Genomic DNA, 12160 nt, shown 5'->3' on the forward strand with positions numbered 1-12160 from the left:
CCGCACCGCGGCGCGGCTCAGGCCGCGCCAGCGGACGGGCTGCGGATCTCCACGCCCATCTGCGTCTCCACCCAGCGCACCAGTTCGGAGACGCTCGCGCCAGGGCCTCGCGCCTCGTCCGCGGCCTGCCACAGCGCCAGGCCGGCGGCACTGAGCGGCGCGGGCATGTCCTGCGACTTGGCGAGGTCCAGCGCGATGCCCATGTCCTTGAGCATCAGTTCGAGCTTGAACGGGTCGTCGAAGCGCCGGCTGAGCACCCGCTGGTCGATGTGGGTGCGGGTGATCCACGAGCCGCCGGTCGATTCGTTGAGCACCTGCGTCATCACGGCCGGGTCCAGCCCGGCCCGTGTGCCGAGCGCCAGACCCTCGGCGGTGGCGGTCAGCGTCAGCGCCGTCACCAGGTTGTTCAGGCACTTCATCGTGTGGCCGGCGCCCAGCCCTCCGAGGTGGAACACCGCGCGGCCCATCGCGTCCAGCAGGGGCCGCACGCGCGCCACGTCCGCGGCGGTGCCGCCCACCATGAAGACCAGCTCGGCCGCCTGGGCGCCCCAGGCCGCGCCCGAGACGGGCGCGTCCACCATGGCGATGCCGCGGGCCGCCAGGCCTTCGGCCGTCTCGCGCGTGAGCCAGGGCTCGGCCGAGGAGGTGTCCAGCAGCAGGCCACCCGCCTGCCAGCCGGCCAGCAGGCCCGTCTCCGGCGCGAAGACCACGTCGCGCACGACGCGGCCGTTGGGCAGCATGGTGACGACGATGTCGCTGTGGCGGGCCACCTCGCAGGCCGTGGCGCAGGGGCGGAGGCCCGGCTGAGCCTCGGCCAGGGCGGTCGCGACGCCGGCCTGCGCATCGTGCACCGCCACGGCGTGGCCGGCACGGGCCAGGTGGCCGGCCATGGGGCCGCCCATCACGCCCACGCCGATGAAGCCGACGCGCAGGGCGGCGGGCGGGGAAGCCAGGGCGGGCATGCCGGCAGTCCCGATCAATCCAGCTGCACGCCGGACGTGCGGATGATCTGGCCCCAGTACGCGCTCTGGGCGCGCGCCATGTCGTAGAACTCCTTGGGCGTGCCCGGCAGGGCCTCGAAGCCGAATTCGCCGAACACCTGCTGCACGCGCGGCGCCTGCAGCGCCTTGCGCAGCTCGGCGTTGAGTTTCTCGACGACGGGCGCCGGCATGCCCGCCGGCCCGATGAGGCCGTGGAAGGCAAAGGCGTTGACCTCCGGGTAGCCCAGCTCGTTGAAGGTGGGCACGTCGGGCAGGGCCTTGGCGCGCTGGGGCAGCGCGATGGCCAGGGCGCGCAGCTTGCCGCTCTTGAGGTAGGGCAGGGCGGTGCCCAGGTCCAGCATCATCATCGGCACCTGGCCGCCCATCATGTCCTGCAGCGCGGGGGCGGCGCCCTTGTAGGCCACGTGCGTGATGGTGAGGCCCGCCTTCTGCTTGAGCAGCTCCATGGCCATGTGGTGCGGCGTGCCGATGCCGGGCGAGCCGTAGCTCGCCTTGTCGCCGCTGGCCTTCACATAGGCGACGAACTGCTGCAGGTTCTGCGCCTGGAAGTCGCTGCGCACCACCAGCGCGATCGGGATGCGGCCGATGGCGCCGATGTAGGTGAAGTCGGAGGCCGGCTTGTAGGGCAGCTTGGCGAACATGTGCTCGTTGAAGAGCAGGGCCGCGTTCTCCGCCTGCATGACGGTGTAGCCGTCGGGCTTGGCCTGCATCAGCAGGCCCACGGCGATGTTGGTGGAGGCGCCGGGGCGGTTGTCGATCAGCACCGGCTGGCCGATGGAGGGCTGCATGGCGTCGGCCAGCTGCCGCGCGATGCTGTCGGTGCCGCCGCCTGCGGCATAGGGCACCAGCCACTTGATGGGCTGGCTGGGATAGGCGCCCTGGGCCAGCGCGGCACCGGCGGTGGCGGCGGCCAGGGCCAGGGCAGCGCCCAGGCGGTGGAAGAAGCGGGTCATGGGGTTGTCTCCTGTGTTGTGATCGATGCGAAGGAATGCGCGCTCAGCCGTGCAGCGCCTGCCAGAGCGCGCGGTCGCGCTCGGCGGTCCACACGACCGGATGCTCGGTGCCGGTGAGCTCGTCGTAGGCGCGCGAGACGTCGAAGGGCAGCACATGGCGGAACACCGGCCAGTCGCCGAAGCGCGGCACCATGGCCGCCTCGGCCCGCGCAAAGCAGCCCTTGAGCGATTCGCCGGCGTCGATGCCGGCCTGCACGGCGCCCAGCAGCGTGGCCAGGAAGTCCTGCGTCAGGCGGATGGCCTCGGTGCAGGCGGCCTCGCCCTGCAGCACGGCGCCGCGGCCGGGCACCAGGGTGCGTGGGTGCAGGGCGGCCACGGCGTCGAGCGTGGCCGCCCAGTCGCGGATGTAGGCATCGCCGGCATAGACGCCGCAGCGGTTCTCCACGACATCGCCCGAGAAGCACACGCCGGCCTCCGGCAGCCAGGCCACGGTGTCGCCGCTGGAATGGCCGCGGCCCAGCGCCAGCAGCTGCAGCTCGCGGCCGCCACCCAGCCACAGGCTCATGCGGCTGTCGAAGCTGATCGTGGGCAGGGTCAGGCCCGGGATCTCTTCCACGCCTTCGAACAGGCGCGGAAAGCGGCCCACCTCGGAGTCGAAGTCGGCCTGGCCGCGGGTGCGGATCCAGTCCAGCGTGCCCTGGCTGGCGATGATGGCCTGCACCTCGTCGAAGGCGCTGGCACCCATCACGCGCACGGCGTGGTAGTGCGTGAGCACGATGGTGCGCACCGGCTTGTCGGTGACGCTGCGGATGGCCGCCAGGAAGTCGCGCGCCATGCGCGGCGTGGGCCGGGTGTCGATCAGCACGACCTGGTCCTCGGCGACGACGAAGCCGCAGTTGGGATCGAAGTCGCTGATGTAGCCATAGACGTCGGGCGCCAGCAGGGTCAGGCGCGGCTTCTGCTCGCGGGTGTCGGAGGCCGAGGCGAAGGAGACGGTGGCGGGCGCGGTGGTGGCGGTCATGGGGCAGGGGTGTCGGTGTCGAGGGCGGCGGCGCGGATGCAGTCCAGCAGCACCTGCTGGTCGCCGCACTGGTTGGCCAGCAGCAGCACGAGGCGGGCATTGAGGTCGGCGCTCTGCGCCTCGCTCAGGCCCTCATGGGCCTGCAGCAGGGCGGCATAGAAGCCGTCGGGGTCGGGGATGTGGGGCTCGGTGATCATGGGGCGGGCGTGGAAGGGACAGCGGGCGTCAGGGCGGTGTCGAGCGCCTGGCGCAGGCCGTCGGCCGTGGCGGCGGGCAGCAAGGCGGCGCGGTAGGCGTCGGGGCGCACCAGCAGCAGGCTGCCGGGCTGTTGCAGGCCCAGGTGTGCGAGTTCGGCCGCACCCGCCGCATGGCCGGGGAGGCCGCAGGCGGTATCGGCACGCGGGCCCACCGCCACCAGCCGGATCGGCCGCCCGGCGACGGCGCCCAGGGCCGCATCCACCTGCGCCGGCCCGGGCGCATGCCACAGGCCCAGCCAGTGCGTGCCGGGCCGCAGCAGCGCCGCGAGCGAGGTGGACTGGCCTTGCGCATCGGCCAGGGGCACGTTCTGCACCGTCCGACTGCCGCTGGGCTGCCAGGGCGAGGGCGGGTAGTCGTTGGCGACCGACATGCGGCCCGTGTTGACCAGACTGCGCGCGAAGGGATGGCGCGCGGCGAGTGCGACCACGGCCCGGCGCAGCACATGCTCGGCGGGCGACCGCGGCGCCAGGAAGCGCGCCGAGCGGCTGGTCACCGCCAGGTTCTGCACGGCCGCGGGCCGGCGCTCGGCGTCGTAGCTGTCCAGCAGGGTGGCGGGCGCCTGGTCGCTCAGCACCAGGGCCAGCTTCCAGGCCAGGTTGGCGGCGTCCTGGATGCCGGTGTTGCCGCCACGCGCGCCGAAGGGGCTGACCACATGGGCCGCGTCGCCGATGAAGAAGATGCGGCCGTGGCGGAAGCGTTCCAGCAGATGGTCGCGGTAGCCGTAGGGGCCGATCCAGACGAACTCGAAGTCCACGTCGGGCCCCAGCTGCTCGCGCAGGCGGGCGGCGGCCACCTCGGGCAGGCTGACCTCGGCGGGGTCGGCGTCCTCGGGCATCTGGTAGTCCATGCGCCAGACGCCGTCGGCCATCAGGTGCTGCCACACGCCGCGGCCTTCGTTGAAGGGCGCGTCCACCCAGGTCCAGCGCTCGACGGGCAGCGGCTTTTTGAAGCGCACGTCGCTGATGCACCAGCGGTCGGTGCTGCGCGAGGCATGGGCCGGCAGGGCCAGCTGGGTGCGGATCGGGCTGTTCGCGCCGGTGGCGTCGATCAGGTGATCGGCGTCGAGGGCGTAGCGGCCCGCGGGTGTCTCGACCTGCAGGCGCACGCCGTCGTCTTGCGGTTCCACCTCCAGCACGCGGTTCTTCCAGCGCAGGTCGGTCAGGCCCAGTTCGAGGATGCGGTCCACCAGGAACCACTCCACGTAGAACTGCTGCAGGTTGATGAAGGGCGGCTGCGCCGAGACGCTGTCGGTGCGCAGGTTGAAGCTGTAGACCTCGGTGTCGCCCGAGAAGGTCCGGCCGAAGGACCAGGTGGCGCCCTTGGCCGCGATGCGCTCGTAGATGCCCAGCCGCGCGAAGATCTCCAGGCTCTTCTGCGCGTAGCAGATGCCGCGCGACGAGGCGCCGCGCACGCCGACGGTGTCGTCCTCGTCCAGCAGCACGCTGCGGATGCCGCGGCTGGCCAGGTCGCAGGCCAGCGTGAGGCCCGACAGGCCGCCACCGACGATCACGACCGGATGGCGTCCGGCCTCGCCTGCCGAAAGTTCGGGCGATGGCACGAAGGGCCACTGCGGCAGTTCGTAGGGTGGGGCGAAGGTGAAGGCGTCCATGGTGGAAGGCGCTCCCTGTTCAGAGGGCGTGGCAGAAGGCGGCGATGGCATCCGCCGCTTCGCGCACCAGGTGCGGCTGGCCAGCCAGGTAGTGGTTGCCGCCCACGATGTCGACGTTGCGGATGGTGCCGCCACCCGCCGCCAGCCAGGCGTCGCGCGTGCTGGGAAAGGTGGACTGGTCGGCGGTGTAGGTCAGCAGCAGCTTTGGGCAGGTGGTGCGGGCCAGGTTGGTGGGCCCGTCCGCCTGCGAGCGCGAGGACCACTGCGACAGGAAGGCCGTGAGCGAGGTGGTGCGGCCCATGGCGTTGGCCGAATAGTTGACCTGCCGCGCGTCGCCCCACACGCTGCCGGGCGCACGGTCGTTGGCGTCCAGCGACAGGTCCACGCAGCGCGGATCGGCATGGGTGCGGTAGACGATGAAGGCCTGGTCGCGCGGCGCGCCGGGCGTGGCGCGCAGTTGTTCGAGGCGGGCCAGCACCCACTGCTCGATGCGCTGCAGCCGGGCCTGCTGGGCGCCCTTGAAGCGCGCCAGGAAGGCCGGGCTGTAGGGCCGCGCATGGCGGGGGTCGTACATGTCGAGCGCCGGGTCCACGGAGAGCGGGTCGTGCTCGTCCGTGACCGAGGGGTCGATCCAGTCGGCCAGCAGCCGGCTGCGGCCCAGGTGCGCCGCGCACAGGGCGATGCCGGCCACCGGCGGCAGGTCGGCCGGATGCAGGCCGCTCGGGTCGCCGTCGGGCAGGTGGGTGGCCGTCAACTGCTCGGCCTGCGCCTGGTAGAAGCTGGCCAGCGCCGCCCCGCCCGAGTTGCCGATCAGCACCACCCGGTCGTACCCCTGCGACTGCAGGAACTGGACGCCCGCGCCCAGGTCCTGGATGGCCCGCTCCATCAGCAGCACGGTGTCGTTGCCCATGTAGCGCGAGTTGAGGCCCAGGCAGCACACGCCGCGCTCGGCCAGCGGGCCGATCAGGTAGTGGCCCATAAAGTTGCTGGTCGGATGCATGACGATGGCGGCCACCCGTGCGCCACCGGGCGGTGCCATCCAGGCGCCGTAGATGCGCGGCCGCAGCATCTGCAGGCCCGACTGGCTTTCCAGCGCGGCGCCGGGCCGTACGTCGATGACGGCGAGTTGCGGCTCAGCCATGGTGCGGGCGCACCTCGCGCAGGCGGGCCTTGCGCTGGGTCCAGTCGTCGAGCGCGGCGCGGGCCCGGCGGGCATGCGCGTCCATCTCGGCCTGCGGCACGGTGGGCGTGGTCAGCTCCACGCGGATGCCGTTCGGATCGAAGAAGTAGATCGAGCCGATGATGTGGTGGTCGGTGATGCCCAGCACCGGCACGCCCGCAGCCTCGATGCGGGCCTTGGCCGCGCGCAGCTCCTCCACCGTGTCCACCCGCAGCGCGATGTGGTTGACCCAGGCGGGCGTGTTGGGCGAGGGGGCCGCCACCGTGTCGTCGCCCAGGTCGAAGAAGGCGATGTAAGAGCCGTCGCGCATCTGGAAGAAGATGTGCACGTAGGGGCAGTGTTCGCCGGTGCTGGGAACGTGCTCGTTCTTGATCACGTGCACGAGCGGTAGGCCAAGCAGGTCCTCCCAGAAGCGGCGGGTTTCCTCGCCATCGCGGCAGCGCCAGGCGAAGTGGTGCAGGCCGCGGATGGGCACGGGGTCGTGCGGCGATGGGGTGGGCTCTGGCATGGTGTCTCCGTCTCGCGAGGCCGCCATGGGCCCGCGTTGCCGCGATTGGGCACGAGGCGTTTCTATGATGCAATCGAAATAAATTCATCGATTGATGAAGGAAGTCCATGAATCTCACCCTGCGCCAGCTGCGCGCCTTCGCCGCCGTGGCCGAGGCCGGCAGCTTCACGGCGGCGGCGCGGCAGCTGCACCTGACCCAGTCGGCCCTGAGCGTGCTGGTGCGTGAGCTCGAGCGCGAGATGGGCGTGCAGCTGCTGGATCGCCACACGCGTGCGGTCGAACTCTCCGAGGCGGGCCGCGAGTTCCTGCCCTCGGTGCACCGCCTGCTCGCCGAGCTGAGCACCGCGGTGGCGAGCGTCACCGACCTGCGCGACAAGAAGAAGGGCCTGCTTCGTCTGGCCGCGCCCCAGCTGATGGCCTGTACCTTCATCCCGCGCGCAGTGGCGGCCTACCGGCAGCGCCACCCGGAGGTGGAGGTGCGCGTCTCCGACACGCTGCCCGAGCAGCTGCTGGCCGGCATGCGCGCGGGCGACGTGGAGGTGGCCGTGGGCCAGGACATGCCGGTGGACGAGGCCGTGCTGCGACGCCCGCTGCTGCGCGACCGCCACTGGCTGATCTGCCCGGCGGACCATCCGCTGGCCCGGCGCCGCAGCGTGCGCTGGCGCGAGCTGGGCCCCTGGACCTTCATCGCGCCGACGCGCGACTTCCGCCAGCGCATCGCGCCGGAGGTGGACGCCGAGGTGCGCGCCCTGCTCAACGGACCGCAGACACAGGAGGTGTCGTACATGACCACCGCGCTCGGCATGGTGGCGAGCGGCCTGGGCCTCACGGTCTGTCCGACCTATTCGGCGCCGCTGGTGCGGGCCTGGGGCCTGGCGATGGTGCGGCTGGCCGAGCCGGACTTCCACCGCGAGGTGTGCGTCTACACGCCGGCCCGGCGCTCGCTGTCGCCAGCCGCGGCCAGCTTCGTGGACATGCTGCTGGCCAACCCCACGCTTGCCTGAGGAGGGCCGTCCATGCTGCTGAACCTGCGCGAACTCCAGGCCTTCAAGGCCATCGCCGAACTCGGCTCATTGGGCCGGGCTGCCGAGGCGCTGTCGCTGACGCAGCCGGCCCTCACCCGCACGCTCAAGCGGCTGGAAGGGCAGCTGGGCGTGCCGCTCTTCGAGCGCCATCCGCACGGCATGGCGCTGACGAGCTATGGGCAGGCGCTCGTGCCGCATGCGGGGCTGCTGCTCAGCGGCTCGGACGAGGCGCTGCGCGCGGTCAACGAGTTGCTGGGCCTGTCGCGCGGCACGGTGCGCATCGGCGCGGTCTCCAGCGCCGTGGAGCACCTGCTGCCGCCGGCCATCGAGCGGCTGCTCGCGGCCCATCCGCCACTGCAGGTGCAGATCGTGGAGGGGCTGTCCGACGAGCTGCTGCTGGCGCTGGCCCGGGGCGAGGTGGACCTGGCCCTGGGCTTTTCGGCGGCCGAGGACGAGGACGTGGCGCTGGTCTCGGAAAGCGGCTGGCAGGAGGGCTGCCATGTGGTCTGCGGAGCGGGCCATCGGCTGCTGGCGCGCTCGCCGGTGGGCCTGGCCGACCTGGGGGGCGAGCGCTGGGTACTGCCGCCCCGGCGCATGGGTCCGCGCGAGGAATGGCAACAGCTCTTCTGGGACCACGGCCTGCCCGCGCCGGCGGTGGCGGTGGAGGCGCGCTCGATCAACGCCATCCGCGCGCTGGTGGCGACCCGCGGCTTCCTCAGCTGGATGCCCCGGTTGCTGCTCGGCGGCGCGCAGCCGATGCCCCGGCCCATCGAGGTGCTGCCCGTTCGCGAGGTGCAGGCGGTGCGCAGCTTTGCGCTGTACCAGCGTCGCCGTGGACTGCTGCCGCCGGCGGCCGCTGCCCTGCGCGACGAACTGCTGAAGCAGGTGGCGGCCCTGCCATCCTCGGCGGCGCCGCGGCGCCCCCGGCGGGCGGCTCGGGGTTAACACCGCATACCGATCCGCTATGGCATCGCGCGCCGATGTCATGGGGGCCTCGGCACGTCGCTTCCTAGACTGCCGTGCATTCCCACTCAAGGAGACCGGCAAGATGGACGACCAGGATTGGCAACGGGTGCTGCAGGCGCGGCGCGAACAGGTGCGCGGCCAGGTCAGCGCGCAGGAGTGGGCGGCGCGCGAGGACCTCGCCGCCTGCTACCGGCTGTGCGTGCACTACCGCATGACGGACATGATCTACAACCACATCTCGCTGCGGGTGCCGGGCCGTCACGATCAGTTCCTCATCAATGCCTTCGGCCTGCTCTACAGCGAGGTCAGCGCCTCCAACCTCATCAAGGTGGACCTGGACGGCCAGCCGGTGGACGAGACCGAGCTGGAGGCCAACCCGGCCGGCTTCGTCATCCACGCGGCGGTGCACAAGGCCCGGCCCGACGTGGACTGCGTCTTCCACACCCACACGCGTGCGGGTGTGGCCATCTCTGCGCAGCAGGAAGGGCTGCTGCCGCTTTCGCAGCATGCGATGCGCTTCTACCAGCGCATCGGCTACCACGACTACGAGGGTATCGCCCTCGACCTGGACGAGCAGCAGCGCCTGGTGCGCGACCTGGGGCCGCACAAGGCGCTGATCCTGCGCAACCATGGCCTGCTCACGGCCGGCGCCACGGTGCGCGATGCCTTCGAGGAGATGTACTACCTGGAGTTGGCCTGCCAGATCCAGCTCGATGCCACCGCCAGCGGCCGGCCCGTGGTGCTGCCCCCACCCGCGGTGTGCGCGCATGCCGCCGAGCAGTTCGCCGGCTCGAACAGCTACATCCGCAACCGCGACTGGCAGGCGCTGAGGCGCATGCTGGACCAGACGGATCCGGGTTATCGGCAGTGAAAGGGCTCAGCGGCCGGGCCACGCGTGCCGGACGTGGCCTGCGGCGTGGCGCTGGGGCGATGGCGGCATGCTGGCCGCTCCGGTGGTATCGGGGGACAGCCCAGAAAAAAAGCCCGACCAGGTCGGGCTTCAACGCATTTCTGCGGATTGGCAGGGAGGCGCCAAACACCCCGTTGCCGAGGCAGGCGAAGTTTAAGGGCGGAGGTGTCGTATCGGGATAGGAAATTCTTCACTGTTTGTCCATTCCCCTTTCGGTTGATGGAGCAACGAAAAGCGAATTGACGTTAACAAAGGGTGGCAGGGCCTGCAGGCGCGACGGACCGCGCGTCGCCGAACGCACCTGCTCCTCGGCTCTATCCCCTGCACCCGCCCTTCGACTGTGAAGGGCGTGACATCTGCATCGCAGCGGGGCGGGCACATTCCGTGCTTTTTCACGTTCAATCGGTCCTCCGGACCTTTCCGCTGAACCCCCTTCATCCCATGCACTTCCCTCTCTCCCGTACCGTGACGGCGACGCTCCTCGCCGTTGCGGCCGGCTGGCTCACCGGCTGCGGTGGCGGCTCGGGCGCCAACGTTTCCCTGGCCGCAGCCCTCCCACAGCCGCCTTCCGCAGGCACGCCCGCACCGGCGCCGGCACCCGCAACCCCCGAGCCCACGGCGCCCACGCGCACCGTCAGCTTCGACCCGGCGCTGTGCACGCTCCAGGCGGGCGCACCCTATGGCCAGACCGTGGGCATCACGGGCACCCACATGATGGTCACCTCGGCCGACGTGCAGGCCTCGATGGCGGGTTGCCGCATCCTGGCTTCGGGGGGCTCCGCCATCGATGCGGCCATCACGGTGCAGGCCATGCTCAACGTGACGGAGCCCTTCGCTTCGGGCCTGGGCGGCGGCACGGTCATCACCTACTACGATGCCGCGACCAAGAAGGTGCGCGCCTTCGACGGCTTCTCGGCCGCCCCGGCCACCACCGGCGGCGTGGCGGACATCTACCGGGCCGTGGCGCAGGACGTGAGCACCACCAACGGCTTCAATGTCTGCAAGACCGGCCTCGCGGCGGGCTCCAGCATCTCCTCGCAGCAGGGCAATACCAACATCTCCGCCCGCGCGGCCGGCGTGCCGGGCACGCTGGCGGTGCTGGACCTGGTGCACAAGTCCTATGGCCGCCTGGCATGGAACAAGCTGTGGGACGAGAGCATCGCCACCGCCGCCAACGGCTTTCCGATGACGAAGTACATGTACCAGACGCTGTACGCCGACTCGGGCGAGTACGACGACGACGGCAACCCGGTGTCCGCCGGCAGCGGCGTGCCGGCCTGGGTCAATTCGGCCGGCACGGTGCGCGGTGCGGCCCGTTGCAAATACCCCGACATCAACGCCCGCTACTGCCTGCCGAGCGACACCACCAAGCAGCAGCCGCTGCCCGTGGGCACGCTGATCCGCAATGCCGAGCTGGCCGATACGCTGACCAAGGTGCGCGACGGCGGCGCCGCCGCCTTCTACGATCCGGCCGGCACCATCGCGCCGGCCATCGTGGCCAAGCTCACCACCGGCCAGTTGCCCTGTGCGTCGGTCCTGCCCTCGGCCGGCACCAGCAGCAACCCCAGCACTGCCAGCACCATCGCCCGCATCCCCAGCCTGATGACCGCGGCGGACTTCGCCAGCTACAAGGCGGTGGAGCGCAAGCCGCTGGTGGGCACGCGCTTCGGCATGACCATCTACACGCAGCCGGCGCCGTCCTTCGGCGGCGTGGTCACGCTCTACAACCTGGCGCTGCTGGAGCGCAAGGCGATTGCCGACACGGCCTTCAACAGCACCGCGTGGCTGCACCTGGTGACCGAAGGAAGCCGGCTGGCCAATGCCGACCGCCGCAACGTGGTGGGCGATCCGGCGTACTCCAACATCAACGAGCGCGTGGCGGCCCTGCTGTCGCCGGCCTACTTGGCCAGCCGGGCTGCGCTCATCGGCGACACGGCGCTGGGGACGGTTTCGGCCGGCGGCACGGGCGACGGCATTCCCGCCTTCAGCAGCACCGATCCGACGGTCTACGACCCAATGGCCAGTGCCCGGACCTCGCCCGTCGTGCTGGCGCGCCACACTGCGCCCCGGTCGACGCGCCTGGCAAAAGCCGCGGCCGAGGCCGGCCAGGAGGACTGGAACACCACCAGCAACGTCGCCATCATCGACGGCTGGGGCAATGCGCTGTCGATGACCACCACCATCAACACGCACTGGGGGGCGCACATCGAGGCGGCGGGCATGATGATCAACAACGTCATGTCGAACTTCTCTGCCAGCACGCCGGGCCTGGACGTCAACGGCTACGCCGCATTCAAGCGCCCGCGCAGCTCCATCGCGCCGGCCATCGCCTTCGATGCGGAGGGGCGCATGCGGCTGGTGTGGGGTTCGGCCGGCGGCGGCCCGATCCCCGACTACATCGTCAAGACCTTCCTGGGCCATGTGGTCTACGGCATGGACCTGCAGGCCGCGATCAACGCCGACAACTTCACCGGTCAGAACGGCATCGCCCAGCTCGAAGCCGGCAAGCCCATCGCGGACGAAGTGGCGCGCCTGATCAGCGGCTATGGCAACACCAGCAGCAACGCGCAGGTGACGGGGTTGACCAGCGGCCTGTCGGGCATCGCCGTGGGCTACGACGCCAACGGCTTCCCCATCTATCGCGGCGCGGCGGACAACCGGCGCAACGGCGGGGCGAGCGGGTACTGAGGACCGACCGCGCCTGCGGCGGCCCGTGATGCCAGACGCCG

The 12160-nt window shown here is 71.2% G+C and carries 11 protein-coding genes; 4 read left to right on the forward strand and 7 right to left on the reverse strand.

From position 1 onward, the window contains the following. Positions 1-17 precede the first annotated feature (17 nt). Genes KBC94_RS20300 through KBC94_RS20330 form a run of 7 tightly spaced genes read right to left on the reverse strand, consistent with a single transcriptional unit; the run spans position 18 to position 6530 of the window. On the reverse strand, positions 18-962 hold the full coding sequence (locus tag KBC94_RS20300) for an NAD(P)-dependent oxidoreductase (protein WP_294374283.1): 945 nt from the start codon (positions 960-962) through the stop codon (positions 18-20). A gap of 14 nt (positions 963-976) precedes the next feature. Then, positions 977-1954, reverse strand: coding sequence for a tripartite tricarboxylate transporter substrate binding protein (locus KBC94_RS20305; RefSeq protein ID WP_294374286.1), 978 nt, complete (start codon positions 1952-1954; stop codon positions 977-979). 43 nt (positions 1955-1997) lie between these two features. Then, positions 1998-2975, reverse strand: a complete 978-nt coding sequence (locus tag KBC94_RS20310; protein ID WP_294374288.1) for an MBL fold metallo-hydrolase — start codon at positions 2973-2975, stop codon at positions 1998-2000. Then, positions 2972-3172 carry a DUF2783 domain-containing protein gene (locus KBC94_RS20315; RefSeq protein ID WP_234195099.1) on the reverse strand — a complete coding sequence of 67 codons (201 nt, stop codon included), beginning with the start codon at positions 3170-3172 and terminating at the stop codon, positions 2972-2974. The genes KBC94_RS20310 and KBC94_RS20315 overlap by 4 nt, the downstream gene beginning before the upstream one ends. Next, the gene (locus KBC94_RS20320; RefSeq protein ID WP_294374290.1) at positions 3169-4842 is read right to left on the reverse strand and encodes an FAD-dependent oxidoreductase; all 1674 of its coding nucleotides are present in this window, start codon (positions 4840-4842) and stop codon (positions 3169-3171) included. Before KBC94_RS20320 ends, KBC94_RS20315 begins: the two co-directional genes overlap by 4 nt. Before the next feature lie 19 nt (positions 4843-4861). Next, complete coding sequence (locus KBC94_RS20325) at positions 4862-5983, reverse strand: alpha/beta hydrolase (RefSeq protein ID WP_294374292.1); 1122 nt, start codon at positions 5981-5983, stop codon at positions 4862-4864. Continuing rightward, on the reverse strand, positions 5976-6530 hold the full coding sequence (locus KBC94_RS20330) for a VOC family protein (protein ID WP_294374295.1): 555 nt from the start codon (positions 6528-6530) through the stop codon (positions 5976-5978). The genes KBC94_RS20325 and KBC94_RS20330 overlap by 8 nt, the downstream gene beginning before the upstream one ends. Before the next feature lie 107 nt (positions 6531-6637). Here KBC94_RS20330 and KBC94_RS20335 point away from each other — a divergent pair, with 107 nt between their 5' ends. The 4 genes from KBC94_RS20335 (at position 6638) to KBC94_RS20350 (ending at position 12119) form a co-directional block, all read left to right on the forward strand. Then, complete coding sequence (locus KBC94_RS20335) at positions 6638-7534, forward strand: LysR family transcriptional regulator (protein ID WP_294374298.1); 897 nt, start codon at positions 6638-6640, stop codon at positions 7532-7534. 12 nt (positions 7535-7546) lie between these two features. Beyond that, positions 7547-8500, forward strand: a complete 954-nt coding sequence (locus tag KBC94_RS20340; protein WP_294374301.1) for a LysR substrate-binding domain-containing protein — start codon at positions 7547-7549, stop codon at positions 8498-8500. A gap of 103 nt (positions 8501-8603) precedes the next feature. Then, complete coding sequence (locus KBC94_RS20345) at positions 8604-9392, forward strand: class II aldolase/adducin family protein (RefSeq protein ID WP_294374303.1); 789 nt, start codon at positions 8604-8606, stop codon at positions 9390-9392. Between the two features lie 480 nt (positions 9393-9872). After that, positions 9873-12119, forward strand: coding sequence for a gamma-glutamyltransferase (locus tag KBC94_RS20350; protein WP_294374305.1), 2247 nt, complete (start codon positions 9873-9875; stop codon positions 12117-12119). Positions 12120-12160 lie beyond the last annotated feature (41 nt).

The sequence above is a fragment of the Pseudacidovorax sp. genome, assembly GCF_017991995.1.
Classification (GTDB): domain Bacteria; phylum Pseudomonadota; class Gammaproteobacteria; order Burkholderiales; family Burkholderiaceae_C; genus Xenophilus.